Origin of the sequence: Dyadobacter fanqingshengii (genome assembly GCF_023822005.2) — a bacterium.
Taxonomy (GTDB): domain Bacteria; phylum Bacteroidota; class Bacteroidia; order Cytophagales; family Spirosomataceae; genus Dyadobacter; species Dyadobacter fanqingshengii.
Genome location: NZ_CP098806.1, coordinates 2,791,200 through 2,805,192 on the forward strand (window position 1 = coordinate 2,791,200; position 13,993 = coordinate 2,805,192).

The window sequence follows — 13,993 nt, forward strand, 5'->3', positions numbered from 1 at the left end:
AAGCGTAATCAATATCTTTGAAATAAACCGATACGCTATGTTTTCCGCTGCTGAGTTAAAGCAAAACAACACTTCGTTCTCAACTGAAATTCTCGCGGGGATCTCCTCATTTCTGGCAACAGCATACATTATCGTTGTCAATCCGTCCATATTAAGCCAGACAGGCATGCCATTTTCGGCCGTGCTCACCGCCACGATCCTGGTTGCATTTTTCAGCAGCTTAATGATGGGATTGTATGCAAACAATCCAATCCTCGTTGCGCCGGGAATGGGGCTGAACGCTTTTTTTACATTCACAGCCGTTTTCACCGAAAAACTGAGTTGGCAGGTCGCGCTGGGAACGGTGTTCTGGTCAGGCGTTTTCTTTTTGTTATTGTCGTTTTTCAATGTTAGGGCATATATTGTAAAGGCTATTCCAAAATCGTTGCGGTTCGCGATAGCAGCCGGGATTGGCCTTTTTATCACATTGATTGGTTTTGCCAATGCGAAATTTATCGTTGCACATCCCGCGACGATGGTTGGTTTGGGTAAGTTGAATGCCTCTTCGCTCACATTCGCAGCCGGGCTGCTGATTACCGTGGTTTTATTGATCAGAAAAGTGAAAGGAAGCATTCTCATTGGCATTGTGCTCACGAGCTTACTGGCCTGGCCTATCGGCAGATGGTGGGGCGGAACGGAGACGATCATCAACATTACCAACATTATTTCAAAGCCCGATTTCAGCCTTATTTTTCAACTCGATCTCGTCAATTCACTCAAATGGAGCCTCGCGCCCATCATTCTCGCATTTGTTTTCACGGATATGTTCGACAGCCTGTCCACATTCGTAGGGCTGGCCGAAGCTGCCAATCTGCTGGACGAGAACGGTGAACCAAAAAATATCAAACGATCCCTTATTACCGACGCATTTTCAACAACCATTGCCGGACTGGTAGGAAGCAGCCCCGGCACAGCCTACATTGAATCTGCCGTGGGCATTGAGCAAGGCGGCAAAACGGGCCTTACTGCCGTTGCAGGCGCCATTTTATTCCTGCCATTCCTATTCTTGTCCCCGTTACTAAGTGCCATTCCAGCCATTGCAACTGCGCCGGCGCTCGTTCTCGTCGGCGTTTTTATGATGAAACCGGTCGTGAAAATCAACTGGGGGAACCTGAGTGAGGCGTTTCCTGCATTCTTTGCGATGGTGCTCATTCCGTTCACCTATTCTATCACACAGGGAATTATCTGGGGATTTCTGAGCTGGACTGCATTGCACATTGCCACAGGCAAGATCCGTGAGATTAGTCTTGCGCTGTGGATCATTGATATTTTTGCCATTCTGGCGCTCACTCTCTAAAATTTTATGAAAAGATCACTCCTGCTTTTTCTCTTTTTACTTGTCCAAATTCTAAGCATTCATGCCCAAAACGTGACCGGTGTGCTTGGTGCTTTCCCACCTGAACTGGTTTTGCTGCAAAGCAAAATGGAGGATAAAAAAGACACCATCATACAACAAATCCGTTTCACAAAAGGGAAATTGAATGGCCGACAGATCGTCCTCGCTCAAACGGGGATCGGTAAAGTGAATGCTGCCATTACCACCACGATCATGATCGAGCATTTCAAACCAACGGAAATTATCTTTTCGGGCATTGCCGGCGGCATCGATCCAACCCTTAACCCGGGCGACATTGTGATTGGCACGCACGTAACTTACCACGACTACGGCATGGCAGAAGACAGCGGAATGCAATATTGGTCTACCAAAAACCCGGCGACGATGCTGGAAAACCCGCGATCATTTATTTGCGATAGCTCATTGGTACAGAAAGCATTAGCTGTGTCGAAGGGTTTGTCATTTTCCAAAATCAAACGAGGAAATGGCAGCTTTGAACCGGCAGTTAAGAAAGGCATAATTGTTACCGGCGATGTGTTTGTATCTTCTGAAATCATCACACGGCGACTCCGCAAAGAACTGAATGCCGCAGCCACCGAAATGGAAGGCGCAGCCATTGCACAGACGTGTTACCAGCAAAATACGCCGTTCCTGATCATCCGCAGCCTCAGCGATAACGCGAACGATAAGGCCCAAAATGACATCATGACGTTTTACGATATTGCAGCGCACAATGCCGCCACGCTGGTGATGGCCTTGGTTGGGAAAATGTAATAAGCCTATTCATTTTTGGATGAAAACTTTGTCCGACACCCGGATGTGCGGATATTCACAGACAGGTCTACACGTCTAAGGATTACAGGTAAAAGCAAATCATGTAGCATTATATTTCTTTATAATTAGAATATTCTGTTATTTGACTTGAACATTTCTTTTGATCCCATCATGATGACTTCCAGGAGAAAATTTATCAGCTCGGCTTCGGCGATGATGGCTGGCGCAGGGCTGTCGACGGCGTTGCCTTCTTCCCTATCCGCATTTCCAAAGTTTTTTTCTCCCGCCGACACCATTCGCGTGGCGGCCATCGGGATCAATGGAATGGGCTGGGCTGACCTGAATGCTGTCCTTAAAAATCCTGGCGTCACATGTGTTGCGTTGTGTGATGTGGACAGGAATGTACTGGATAAGCGTGCGGCCGAACTTGCTGCGAAGGGCATGAAGGTTAAAACTTACGGAGATTACCGTAAGATGCTGGAAGACAAGGACATTGATGCTGTCGTGATCGGATCGCCGGATCACTGGCATTGCCTGATGATGGTGGAGGCTTGCGAGGCAGGAAAAGACGTGTACGTTGAAAAGCCGATCGGTAATTCAATTGAGGAATGCCGGATTATGGTGGCTGCGCAGGAGCGTTACAAGCGCGTGGTGCAGGTGGGACAATGGCAGAGGAGCCAGAAACACTTCCGGGACGCTATTGAATTTGTACATTCAGGAAAGTTGGGAAAAATTGGGTTGGTCAAAGTTTGGGGATATTTCAATTACGGCGCCCCTATATCAGCCATCCCCGATAGCGCAGCACCCGCAGGCGTTGATTATGATATGTGGCTTGGACCCGCTCCAAAACGGCCTTTCAATACAAACCGCTTTCACGGCACCTTCCGATGGTTTTGGGACTACGCAGGTGGCATTATGACCGACTGGGGCGTTCACTTGCTGGATTATGCCTTGCTGGGAATGAAAGCAGGTGCGCCAAAAAGCATCTCCGCTGCGGGTGGCATGGTCCTGAATTTCGGGGTGGATGCGCCGGATACACTCACCACAGTTTACGAATTTGACGGCTTTAACATTCAATGGGAACACGCGATTGGCTATGGGGCCGGCATTTATAACCGCGAGCACGGTATTGCATTCATGGGCGGAAACGGAACGCTTATTTTGGACCGAAGAGGCTGGGAAGTGGTGCCGCAGGCACAAAAAATGGAAGCAGTGCCATTTCAAAAATCGTCCGACAATGGCCTGGATCTTCATGCCAAAAACTTCGTTGACGTCATTCAGTCCAGAAAAATAGAAGATTTAAACGCGCCTATCCAGGTCGGTGCTGATGTTGCGATCTTGTCGCAAATGGGCAACATTGCCTATCGCACAGGAAAGAAAATGGATTGGAATGAGGAGAAAGGAAAGTTCAACGACTCCGACGCTAACAAGCTGATTGAAAAGGATTACCACAACGGCTATAAAATGCCGAAGGGATAATCCTTGCTCGCGTTACGCCCAAATATCATTGCTATGTGTTAAAATAATTGGTGCGCCGTCGGTCACCACGATCGTATGCTCGTGTTGCGCCATGAAGCCACCCTTATCCCCTACCGTTGTCCAGCCGTCCCCCGACTCCACTGCAAGCGTCGAGCGCGTTGAAATAAATGTCTCAATGGCTACCACTGAATTTTTCTTAAAGCGCCTTGTATTAGAACGGTCGCGATAATTGGCTATTTCCGAAGGTTCCTCATGCAGGCTTCTCCCGATCCCGTGACCGTTCAGGTTTTTGATCACCTTATAGCCGCGCTTTTTTGCTTCCGTTTCAATTAAAAAACCAATATCGGAGATCCTAACGCCTCCCTTAATATTGCTGATGGCTTTCTTCAGGATCTCTTTGGAAGCATTCACAAGCTGCTGATGCCCGTTCTTGTCCGGGCCCAGAACAAATGATCCGCCATTGTCGGACCAGTAACCATTCACCTCTGCCGAAACATCGATATTAACCAGGTCACCGTCGCGAAGCACCGTTTGAGATGTTGGTATGCCATGACAAAATTCATTATTGACACTAATACAAGTCCAGCCGGGAAACCCATAGGCCAGGTTCGGCGCCGACTTGGCACCAAGATCTTTGAAAAGCGCAGCCCCGAAATTATCTAGTTCTTTGGTTGATATTCCTGGCTTCGCAAAACGCGTCATCTCTTTGAGAATCAATGCAACAACTTCGCTCGCGCGTTGCATTCCTTTCAATTCTTCTTCTTTGGTAATCGACATAATCCAAACTTTAAATTAATTCCGTGCCCCAATTTCACCTTTAACATAAGCAGACAAATTGCTTACTCAAATACAAATATCAAAAAATCAGCTGAGATAAGGCTAAATGGCAGACAGGCGAAAGGGACTTTCGGACATTTCGAGCAGCTGTTTCTGGTCCTCGATTCCGGGAACAGGAATTTTCAGTTTTTTGAGATCGTCGATGGTAATGTAGGAAACATGGCCCCGTTGTTTTGCAATACGGTGAAACCGGCCTTCCGAGCGTAACTTGTTCAGCATTAACAGCAGAAATTTGCCGCTTATATGCTCGTTCGCGACCAAACGCAGATATTTTGTATGCAGAACGAATTCTGGAAGATCGAACAGGACACATTTGCCTAGCTGCGCCGGACTGCTGTTATGGATAAAAATAATGTCACCCTGCCTGAATCCAAACTTCCATTTCTCACGCTCGGAAACACGCATAAACCTGGGTTCTCCCAGCATAATGTTGCCACCCGCGATCTTTTCAATGAGCGCGAATGGTTGCAAATCTTCATCCGCCCACTCAAATTGCGGATATTGGCAGCCCGTGGTCATGCTGGCCACAGCGCCCAGTTCCACCAATTCGCAGTCTGCGAGGTCAAAATAGCTTGTGGATTCAAATAATTGCGCGCTCATTCCAGTCTTCAAATGTATCCGCCCGTTTATCAAAGCGATACAAAAGATAGCCCGAATGGCTAAAAAAGGGGCACAGTCTGCCGCCGAATGCCTGCAATTTCAGTTTAACTGGCTATTTTTTCGATCTGAAAAATCCAGGTTAGCGCTATTTGCCCAGCCATTCTTTAAAAGCCGTGATCCTGTCAATGCTCACGCAAACCTCGTTACGCGGATTTGGCTCTATTTCGACAACCATTTTGCCCCTCGGGTGTTGGTTTATCGAGCGGATAGCAGGCATTGAAACGACATACGTGCGGTTGACCCGGAAAAACTGCCTGGGGTCCACCATTTCCAAAAGCTTCTCCAAACTGTAATCCAGGCTGTAAAATTTACCGTCGGCCGTGTTAACCAGCGTGGTTTTCCGCTCATAGGAGAAATAGGCAATTTGCGCAACCGAAATGCTTTGCAAGCGGGTGCCCGCAGTGACCATAAACCTGTCTTTGTAAGTGGATTGCCTATAATTTTCAAGAAACTGGTCCAAACGGTCTGTTGCCAATGTTGGTTTCACTATGCTTTTGAACTTGTCAATGGCATCGGAAAGCTCCTGGTAATCAATCGGTTTTAGTAAATAATCAATGCTGAATGTTTTGAAAGCCCTCAACGCATATTCATTAAAAGCCGTAGTAAAAATAACGGGAATGGTCAGTTTCAGCTCTTCTAAAATCCGAAAACCGAGGTCATCTTCAAGGTGAATATCCATGAAGATCAAATCGGGAAGCTCAGCATCGTCTTTTGCAAAATATGCCAATGTTTTCTCGACAGACGGAATTTTGTCGATCACACGAATTGTTTTGTCATACTTATGAACAAGGTTTTCCAGGCGCTCGGCTGTTTGGCCTTCGTCTTCTATGATCAATACTTTCATGTTAGCAAAGGAATTTTCACAATAAACAAATCGTCTGTTTCTGAAACTGTTACGGGCTCATTGGTAAGCAGGCCATATCTGCGGATAATGTTAGGCAGTCCAATTTCTGCCGAAGCCGGGACCCCGTTCCTTCTCCTCACCGGATTAGTCACAACGAGCTGGTAACCAATCATTTCGATGGTGATTAACAGCGGATTTTCCAGCGACATCTGATTATGCTTCACTGCATTTTCAATCAGCAATTGTAAGGTTAGCGGAGCAATTTTATATTGATCCAGAGCCGCTTGCGGGATTTCAATGTTAACCTGCATTTTTTCTTCAAACCTCGATTTTAGCAAAAAAACGTAAGCATTAATGAAATCAAGCTCCGTTTTCAATGTTACCGATTCCTGATCGGAATGATCCAGGATATAACGATAGGATTTTGACAACCGGTTAACATACAACACAGACTGCTGCGGGTTCTTTTCGATTAAGGAAGTAAGGATGCTCAAACTGTTGAAAAGAAAATGCGGGCTCAGCTGGTTTTTCAGTGCAAGAAAACGCGTTTGCAAATTCTCTTTTTCAAGCCTTTCCGCGCGCAGGCTCACTTGTTCCAATTGCTCGTTGCTGCGTTTGACGGAAACCATATAAATTGTCGCAAGCATAGCCATCACCGTCAATGCCGTGTTAGCCTTGGCTTTTTGCTGGAGATGGAAAGGCTGCGTCTCCTGTTCTGTTCTTTTAATGGTGATATGCAGCTGCTGCGCCAATAATTTCTCCATATTCAACCATAGGAATATGAAGGCAAAATTGAAAAGAATCGCCAGAAACAAGCCTACAACATACGTAAACAAGCGCCTCGGCAACTTGAACGGGGATAAATTAAGCCTGCCCGAAGAATATTGTATAGCGCCGATAATGAAAATCCAGAGTCTGAAAAACAGCAGGTTAACCAGGAATTCGGCAAGCCAGAGTGGCGCTTTGCTTAAAATTACTTCGCCGGAAAGCACCGTGTTGCTCACGAAGATCCGCACGGGAAGGTAAATGCACACGATCCCGGCTGCAAGTTGCCACTCTTGTTTTGAAAATAGATTTGAGGTTGAAATCAATCGCATAATGAACACGGATCGCGAAGGTTATTCGCTCCGCATTTCCGAAATTCGTAAATCTTTGGAACATTCAATTTATAACCGCGCCGAAAATTCCGAAATATCCATTTTCAGCATTCTGCTCTTAAAAAGATCGGCTTTGTATTTGAAAATGAAGTTACGCAGCGACATGCCGGTGTGGTTCAGCATGCATAGGTTGGCCGCTTCTTCGGAAATATTGAATTTCATCAGCAGTTCCCCTATCCGAATGCTCTTATTCTGCTGGATCTGACTTTTGACATATCCGATCATGGATTCCGAAAGATTGTGCTGCAAAGGCTTTTCCTCGGCCTTTTTGCATTCGAAATTATTCCTTGCCAAAATCGTCACGATGAGCTCAATGCTGCTTCGGATAAGTTTAATGAATGAGGATGATTGCTGTGAAAGCTCAAATGAAATTTGGTTGACTAAGTAACTGACGGTCTGCGCATCCCGATCATTTTTAACAGGTTTTCCCTGGATAAGCCTGATGTTTTTACACAAATTCTCAACCTGTTTGTAGATGTCCGCAAAATCCGGACTGTATGCTTTTTTTCGCTGAAAATCGTCCGCCAAATGCGTATCGAATGCAATCATCAAAATCTCCGTTCCCCTATCCTCCTGAAACATGGGTTGCTGGTCCGGTTCGAGAAAAATGACGCCACCGTTGGAATAAGAATGGATTTCGCGATTTAAAACGAATTTTCCTTCCCCGGATATCACAAAAATGAGCCGGTAATGCGCAAGATGTTCCCGGCCGGAATCCAGCGTGCGGGTTTTACATTGAAGCAAATGAAAACGCTTGCGGACTGTAAACTTAATGGGTGGCATGATACAAAATGGAGTAATGCTATTCCAATTTTGTTATTCATAACTTATCGTAAAAATTTTTGTGTCCGGAGGTCAATTATCGAATCCTGAAAAGCCATTTATGCATGCAGAAGCATTTGGAGGCACTATCTTCCCAGCCAGTTTTTGAAACCCGTAATGCGGTCAGGGCTCACGTTCACCTCTTGCGACGGAGCCGGATTGAGCTCAATTTTCAGTCTGCCCGCTGAAATGGTGTGAATGTCGCGGATAGCATCGATTGAAATGAGCAGGGTGCGGTTAATGCGAAAAAAATGGCCCGGATCGAGGATTTGTGACAATTTTTCCAAACTATACTCCACCGCGAAATGCCTCCCATCGTAAAGCCTCAGAAACGTGGCCCGCTCTTCAATGGTGAAATAGGCGATCTCCGATGTTTTAAAGGTAAAGATCCGTGGACCCGCCGTGCACAAGAAACGATCTTTATATGGCTCATTAGCAGCCACATCCACCGGCACAACCGTTTGACTATGCTGGGAAATGGCTGATAACTTCCTGAACTTCACCAGTGCAGCCTGTAACTCCAGCGGATTAATGGGTTTCAAAAGATAATCGATGCTGTTGGCCCTGAATGCTTTCAGCAGATATTCATCAAAAGCGGTGGTGAAAATGACGGGGATCAGCAGATTAAGGCTTTCAATGATCCTGAAACCATTGTCATCTTCGAGGTGAATGTCCAGGAAAATGAGGTCAGGTTTGATTTTCGCATCATTTTCAAGGTAAGCAATCGTTTCCAGGACCGAGGGGATAATGGCCAGCACCTGAATGGAAGGATCGATCCCCAAAATCAGTTTTTGCAAGCGCTCCGCACTCAGTTCCTCGTCTTCAACAATGAGCACATTCATGACAGCAATGGAATTTTAACGACAAAATGAGCGTCGGTTTTTTCAACAATTACCTGTTTGTTTTGTAAAAGCTTATATCTGCTTTCAATATTTTGTAGGCCTAGCTTCGTCGAAGACTCATTCAATTGCCTGAGCTGCAAAGGATTGCACACCACCAGCATTTCGTTTTGGATAAATATCCTGATCGTTAGCGGATTGCTGGCAGACATTGTATTGTGCTTCACCGCATTTTCGATCAATGGCTGCAATGTGAGTGGAATGATGGAAAACCTTTCGAGATCTTCCGGTGCAATGTTCACTTCCATACGCACTTTTTCTTTGAACCGCGTCCGCAGGAGAAAGGTGTAAGTTTCCAAGAACTTGATCTCCTCTTTCAAACTAATCTGATGCAGTTCCGCCTGGCTGAGAATGTAGCGATAGGCAAGTGAAAGCTGCTGGATAAATTCGCTCGATTTCTCCGGCTGCGATTCCACAAGCGATGCCAGAACACTCAGGTTATTAAACAAAAAATGCGGGCTGATCTGGTTTTTCAGCGCCTGGAAACGCGCTGCCATATTTTCCTTCGCCAGCTTCTCCGAGTCAACCAATAACCTTTTCAACTTTTCCTGCACCTGATTACTCAGACATAAATAGTAACCTGCAAGCAACGCCAGGATGGTCAACGCCTGGTTCGATCTCCATTTCACCATTCCTATTTCAGACCAGGAAGTGCCGCGAAGGATCGGCCTCGGCATGTGGGTCCAGTACGAATTCATAAAACCCCAGGTATAAATCAGTATCAGATTGAAGAGCAGCGCGAGCGCAACAGCCGGCAGCAGCGTCATCAGCTGGTTGGTTATTTTAAATTCCGACGACTTGTCACTGCCGGTGAATAATGCCAGTTTTTGCAGAAACCAGTCAATAAGATAGATCCAGGTTGTGTAAAAAATGGTGCTGATCAGGATTTCAATGCAAAAGAGCGGTAATTTGGTAAATATGGTGTTCCAAAAGTCCTGCTGGACATTGATGAATGTTCGTAAGGGGATGTAGACAATTGCGAGTGCGAAGCCGAGCAACCATTTCTTACCAAGAATGTAAGGCCGCATATTATTTGAATAGCATTTTTTCAAAAGTAAGTATAAATCTTCGGTTTCACCGGAAATGCGTAATTGTCCGCATAAACGTCAAAAATTCCTACTCTGTTCTGTTACTTCTTATCCAACACTACGTCTCAACTCCAAGAGCGGTACCATCGCTTGTTTCCTAATTAAGAAACTTTTACTTTTGACGCATTGGAGAAAAAATTTGAAGTTGAGTTGTTACCGGAAGCGGTTAAATTCCTGGAAGAGTTAAGTGTAGAGGCGCGGGAGAAGATTTACTACAACATTAAAAAGTCTCAGTACTTAACCGATGCGGAATTGTTTAAAAAAATAAACAAACACATTTGGGAGTTCAGGACAATGTATCAAAGCAAAACTTACAGGCTTTTTGCTTTCTGGGACGAGGGTGCCGCAAATAACACCATAGTGATTGCGACTCATGGAATTATAAAAAAGACTAATAAAACACCGGTTAAAGAAATCGAAAAAGCAGAAAATCTTCGAAGGCAATATTTAAATGAAAGGCGATGAGAGAATCAAATAAAGTGCTCAAAACCGTGTCGCTGGACACAATGATTAATAAGCATATAGGTGTGGTTGGCACCGAGAAGCGTGATGCTTTTGAGAATGAATTGCGGATTGACTTGCTGGGAAATGCAATCAAAACGGCGAGAATTGAACGCCAGCTTACGCAGGAACAGTTAGGAGAATTGGTAGGTGTGCAAAAAGCGCAAATTTCAAAGCTGGAAAACAGTGTTACCAATGCTCGCCTGGAAACGGTTTTAAAGGTTTTCGCTGCATTAGGAGCACGAGTGAATTTCAGGGTTGAAATGAATGCCTGACCTCTCTCTCAACAGTTCGCGCGTTCTTAAACCAGTTTAAGTTTTTTCAGATCGCTGCCTGCGACCTTTGTCTTGTTGTTAATCAATTCATTAATAGTAACAAGATCATGGAAAATCGATTGAATATGCTGGCTTTGCAGCCGGATGCTTACAAGGCAATGTACTCGCTAGAAGGATTTCTGAAAAATAGTCAGTTAAGCAAAGTCCATAAAGAGCTGATCAAGATGCGGGCGTCACAGATCAATGGCTGTGCGTATTGTCTGGATATGCATAGTAAAGAAGCCCTTAAAACAGGCGAAACGGTGGAACGCCTCATACTTTTAAGCGCCTGGAAAGAATCAAACCTGTTTACGGCCGAGGAAAAAATCATTCTGGCATTAACGGAAGCGGTTACTTTGATCCACAACGAGGGCATCAATGCGGAACTTTACAAACGTGCAGAAGAGACCTTTGGACAAGTATATTTGGCACAGATTATCATGGCCATCGTGACGATCAACGGCTGGAACCGTATTGCCGTCAGCACCCATATGCAACCGGGCCAGTAATAAATTCGGAGCTAATGCAACGTTAGGAAAGCGATAAGGTGTCTCTGGGGTAACGCCGCACCGTTACCTTACCTTTCAATGCTATCCAGAAAATTCTACCTGTCACTTACCCTAGTTGCGCTGCTGTTTGTTTTTTCGGAGCTTGTTTTCAGGCTAGCGCTTGTATTTTTCGGCTATCCGTTCTTACAGCCAGCGAGTTATCTCGAAAAAAAATATTATCCCTACATTCAACCCATGCAGCAGGCAACGGTTGAACGTGGGGATAATTCGCGTAATATCCTCATTCTGGGAGGATCGGTGGTTAACACGCACTGGTCCAGATTGGAAATGAGGCTGGACACATTGTTTCAGAAAGCCTATCCGAATATAAAAAAATTCAATTTCTTCAATGTAGCGATGCCCGGACATAATTCCCGGGATAATGTTGTTAAATACCAGTTGCTGAAAGACCAGCACTTTGACCTGGTGATTTACTATGAAGCCATTAATGAGAACCGCGCCAACAACATTTCAGCGCAAATGTTCTATCCCGATTATAGCCATATCAAATGGTATGACGAGATAAATTTGATCTTATTGCACCCGGAAATGAACATTACCGTGATGCCGTACGCCGCGCATTTCCTCTACAAAAGCCTGAAAGACAAATTAAGACACCGAAATTACATCAGCAACGACCAGGTAGATCCCAATTATGCTGGTTACGGGAAAGACATTAAGACCGCGGCCTCCTATTACGACAACATCAGCGCCATTGCCCGCCTTGCCAAGGAGAAAAGCGACCCACTCCTGTTGGTCAGATATGCATCGTATTTCCCAACTGGCGTGAAGCTGACGGGCAAAGCCACTGACAAAAAGTATTTCACGCCCTGCTATATGGTGTCGCCTGTTACAACATGGGGCAAGCCTGAAAATGTGCTCAAAGGCATTCAAACGCATAATAAAATACTGGAAAAAGTCCATCTAGAACAGAAAACCTACTTTTTCGATATGTCAGCAGCCATGCCAAAAGATTCCGCCACGTTTTGCGACGTTTGTCACCTTAGCGAGCAAGGCGCACAACGCTTTGCAAAGGAGCTTTCCGGGTATGTTGTTTCGAGTGGGCTGCTGAGATGATTGCATTTTAGTCTTACATTTTCAACTCAAAAAGTTTCTTCAAATCCATATTTAGACCAATTATCGTTTAACTTTGTGCACCTTGACTCTCTAAACAGGGAAAACGCATCAGGTTAACCCAGTATCTAATAATTCGTCTTCGTATGAAAAAACTTCTTATTGCCGTTTGCGCATTCTTCTCGTTTGCTGCTCAGGCTCAGCAGAATGTGCTTCTGGAACAATCATTCTGGAAAACCGCTCCGGACGTAAATGCGGTAAAAGCGGAAATTGAAAAAGGAAGCAATCCCTCTCAGTTCAACAACAACATGTTTGATCCGGTTGTGTTGGCGATCAACGCCGGTGCCCCTAATCCTACCATTGAATATCTCCTGACCCAGCCGGGCAACACAGTCGACAAAGCGACCCACGACGGCCGCATTTACCTTCACTGGGCTGCTATGCGCGGCAATGTGGAGCTGATGAAATATCTTGTCGCCAAAGGATCAAAAGGAAATTATGTAGACGGTCACGGCGCTACGCCAATCAATTTCGCTGCGGGCGGCGGTCAGCAGAATACCAAAGTTTATGACATATGCCTGGCCCACGGTGCAGATTTGAAAAAAGACCTGAACAATGATGGCGCCAATGCATTGCTGATCGGTATTGCCAATGATAAAGATCTGGCTTTAACCAATTATTTTATTTCAAAAGGACTTGACCTGAAAAGCACTGACGCCGCGGGTAATAATGCATTCAGCTATGCTGCGCGGGCAGGGAAAATTGACGTCCTAAAAGCGCTTTTGGCAAAAGGAGTTCCTGCAAATTCAGATGCAATCTTAATGGCCGCGCAGGGCTCACGCGGAGGTGCGAACTCCATTGAAGTTTATCAATATCTGGAAAGTTTGAAACTGAAACCAACGGTGATCGGCAAGAACGGAGAAAACGCTTTGCATGCCATTGTTCGTAAGCCAAAGCAAGAAGAAATCATCAGATATTTCCTGAGCAAAGGCGTTGATGTGAATAAAGCGGACGAGGACGGCAATACGGTTTTTATGAACGCAGCGGCAAGCAATCGCGATACAGCGACCATTGGAATATTACTTTCCACTGTTAAAAACGTTAACCAGGTCAACGAAAAGGGCGTTAGCGCGCTAGCAATGGCAGTTCGTGGGAATTCTCCGGAAGTGATCAGTTACTTGATCGGCAAAGGCGCGGACATCAACACCACGGACAAAAACGGCGATAACCTCGCATTTTACCTGACGCAATCTTACAATGGGAGAACAGCCAATGAATTTGGTCCTAAGGTGAAAGTTTTGCAGGACAAAGGTTTCAAAATTGCAGCACCGGCAAAAAACGGCAACACATTATACCATGTGGCAGTAGCGAAAAACGACCTGGCGCTGGTAAAACTTTTGGAAGCATATCAGATTGATGTGAATGCAAAAAATGCCGAAGGCATAACGGCGTTGCACAAGGCGGCCATGGTTTCCAAAGATGATGCAATGCTGAAATACCTGCTTTCGATCGGTGCAAAAAAAGACATTGAGACCAACTTCAAAGAAACTGCTTTTGACCTGGCTGGCGAAAACGAGTCGCTGTCCAGAAACAATATAACTGTTCAATTTCTGAAATAATT

General features: G+C 45.4%; 15 protein-coding genes. 8 read left to right on the plus strand and 7 right to left on the minus strand.

Annotated elements, in window-relative coordinates; translation table 11 throughout:
- Positions 1-37 precede the first annotated feature (37 nt).
- From NFI81_RS11645 to NFI81_RS11655, 3 genes are all read left to right on the plus strand, one after another.
- Complete coding sequence (locus NFI81_RS11645; RefSeq protein WP_234612268.1) at positions 38-1,336, plus strand: NCS2 family permease; 1,299 nt, start codon at positions 38-40, stop codon at positions 1,334-1,336.
- 6 nt (positions 1,337-1,342) lie between these two features.
- Positions 1,343-2,149: a 5'-methylthioadenosine/adenosylhomocysteine nucleosidase gene (locus NFI81_RS11650; RefSeq protein WP_234612267.1), complete on the plus strand. Its 807-nt coding sequence runs from the start codon at positions 1,343-1,345 to the stop codon at positions 2,147-2,149.
- Between the two features lie 171 nt (positions 2,150-2,320).
- Complete coding sequence (locus NFI81_RS11655; RefSeq protein WP_234614859.1) at positions 2,321-3,628, plus strand: Gfo/Idh/MocA family protein; 1,308 nt, start codon at positions 2,321-2,323, stop codon at positions 3,626-3,628.
- Between the two features lie 12 nt (positions 3,629-3,640).
- Here NFI81_RS11655 and map read toward each other — a convergent pair whose 3' ends face one another.
- The 7 genes from map to NFI81_RS11690 form a co-directional block, all read right to left on the minus strand.
- Entirely contained in the window at positions 3,641-4,405 is a 765-nt protein-coding gene (gene map / locus NFI81_RS11660; protein WP_234612266.1) for a type I methionyl aminopeptidase, read from the minus strand.
- A 102-nt stretch (positions 4,406-4,507) separates the two neighbouring features.
- Positions 4,508-5,065 carry a restriction endonuclease subunit S gene (locus tag NFI81_RS11665; protein WP_234612265.1) on the minus strand — a complete coding sequence of 186 codons (558 nt, stop codon included), beginning with the start codon at positions 5,063-5,065 and terminating at the stop codon, positions 4,508-4,510.
- Between the two features lie 145 nt (positions 5,066-5,210).
- Positions 5,211-5,969, minus strand: a complete 759-nt coding sequence (locus NFI81_RS11670; RefSeq protein ID WP_234612264.1) for a LytR/AlgR family response regulator transcription factor — start codon at positions 5,967-5,969, stop codon at positions 5,211-5,213.
- Positions 5,966-7,066 carry a sensor histidine kinase gene (locus NFI81_RS11675; protein WP_234612263.1) on the minus strand — a complete coding sequence of 367 codons (1,101 nt, stop codon included), beginning with the start codon at positions 7,064-7,066 and terminating at the stop codon, positions 5,966-5,968. The genes NFI81_RS11670 and NFI81_RS11675 overlap by 4 nt, the downstream gene beginning before the upstream one ends.
- Positions 7,067-7,135: 69 nt before the next feature.
- Positions 7,136-7,909, minus strand: coding sequence for an AraC family ligand binding domain-containing protein (locus NFI81_RS11680; protein WP_234612262.1), 774 nt, complete (start codon positions 7,907-7,909; stop codon positions 7,136-7,138).
- A 125-nt stretch (positions 7,910-8,034) separates the two neighbouring features.
- On the minus strand, positions 8,035-8,790 hold the full coding sequence (locus tag NFI81_RS11685; RefSeq protein ID WP_234612261.1) for a LytR/AlgR family response regulator transcription factor: 756 nt from the start codon (positions 8,788-8,790) through the stop codon (positions 8,035-8,037).
- Positions 8,787-9,875 carry a sensor histidine kinase gene (locus NFI81_RS11690; protein WP_234612260.1) on the minus strand — a complete coding sequence of 363 codons (1,089 nt, stop codon included), beginning with the start codon at positions 9,873-9,875 and terminating at the stop codon, positions 8,787-8,789. The genes NFI81_RS11685 and NFI81_RS11690 overlap by 4 nt, the downstream gene beginning before the upstream one ends.
- Positions 9,876-10,061: 186 nt before the next feature.
- On the opposite strand from NFI81_RS11690, the gene NFI81_RS11695 reads away from it, so the two are divergent.
- The 5 genes from NFI81_RS11695 (at position 10,062) to NFI81_RS11715 (ending at position 13,991) form a co-directional block, all read left to right on the plus strand.
- Positions 10,062-10,400, plus strand: a complete 339-nt coding sequence (locus NFI81_RS11695; protein WP_234612259.1) for a type II toxin-antitoxin system RelE/ParE family toxin — start codon at positions 10,062-10,064, stop codon at positions 10,398-10,400.
- Positions 10,397-10,711: a helix-turn-helix transcriptional regulator gene (locus NFI81_RS11700; RefSeq protein ID WP_234612258.1), complete on the plus strand. Its 315-nt coding sequence runs from the start codon at positions 10,397-10,399 to the stop codon at positions 10,709-10,711. Before NFI81_RS11695 ends, NFI81_RS11700 begins: the two co-directional genes overlap by 4 nt.
- A gap of 107 nt (positions 10,712-10,818) precedes the next feature.
- Positions 10,819-11,259, plus strand: a complete 441-nt coding sequence (locus NFI81_RS11705) for a carboxymuconolactone decarboxylase family protein (RefSeq protein ID WP_234612257.1) — start codon at positions 10,819-10,821, stop codon at positions 11,257-11,259.
- Between the two features lie 78 nt (positions 11,260-11,337).
- Positions 11,338-12,375 carry a hypothetical protein gene (locus NFI81_RS11710; RefSeq protein ID WP_234612256.1) on the plus strand — a complete coding sequence of 346 codons (1,038 nt, stop codon included), beginning with the start codon at positions 11,338-11,340 and terminating at the stop codon, positions 12,373-12,375.
- Positions 12,376-12,518: 143 nt separating this feature from the next.
- The gene (locus NFI81_RS11715) at positions 12,519-13,991 is read left to right on the plus strand and encodes an ankyrin repeat domain-containing protein (RefSeq protein WP_234612255.1); all 1,473 of its coding nucleotides are present in this window, start codon (positions 12,519-12,521) and stop codon (positions 13,989-13,991) included.
- Positions 13,992-13,993: the final 2 nt, after the last annotated feature.

Coding starts and splice junctions, on each gene's coding strand:
- NFI81_RS11645 (WP_234612268.1), top strand. CDS start 38: ATGTTTTCCGCTGCTGAGTTAAAGCAAAACAACACTTCGTTCTCAACT.
- NFI81_RS11650 (WP_234612267.1), top strand. CDS start 1,343: ATGAAAAGATCACTCCTGCTTTTTCTCTTTTTACTTGTCCAAATTCTA.
- NFI81_RS11655 (WP_234614859.1), top strand. CDS start 2,321: ATGATGACTTCCAGGAGAAAATTTATCAGCTCGGCTTCGGCGATGATG.
- map (WP_234612266.1), bottom strand. CDS start 4,405: ATGTCGATTACCAAAGAAGAAGAATTGAAAGGAATGCAACGCGCGAGC.
- NFI81_RS11665 (WP_234612265.1), bottom strand. CDS start 5,065: ATGAGCGCGCAATTATTTGAATCCACAAGCTATTTTGACCTCGCAGAC.
- NFI81_RS11670 (WP_234612264.1), bottom strand. CDS start 5,969: ATGAAAGTATTGATCATAGAAGACGAAGGCCAAACAGCCGAGCGCCTG.
- NFI81_RS11675 (WP_234612263.1), bottom strand. CDS start 7,066: ATGCGATTGATTTCAACCTCAAATCTATTTTCAAAACAAGAGTGGCAA.
- NFI81_RS11680 (WP_234612262.1), bottom strand. CDS start 7,909: ATGCCACCCATTAAGTTTACAGTCCGCAAGCGTTTTCATTTGCTTCAA.
- NFI81_RS11685 (WP_234612261.1), bottom strand. CDS start 8,790: ATGAATGTGCTCATTGTTGAAGACGAGGAACTGAGTGCGGAGCGCTTG.
- NFI81_RS11690 (WP_234612260.1), bottom strand. CDS start 9,875: ATGCGGCCTTACATTCTTGGTAAGAAATGGTTGCTCGGCTTCGCACTC.
- NFI81_RS11700 (WP_234612258.1), top strand. CDS start 10,397: ATGAGAGAATCAAATAAAGTGCTCAAAACCGTGTCGCTGGACACAATG.
- NFI81_RS11705 (WP_234612257.1), top strand. CDS start 10,819: ATGGAAAATCGATTGAATATGCTGGCTTTGCAGCCGGATGCTTACAAG.
- NFI81_RS11710 (WP_234612256.1), top strand. CDS start 11,338: ATGCTATCCAGAAAATTCTACCTGTCACTTACCCTAGTTGCGCTGCTG.
- NFI81_RS11715 (WP_234612255.1), top strand. CDS start 12,519: ATGAAAAAACTTCTTATTGCCGTTTGCGCATTCTTCTCGTTTGCTGCT.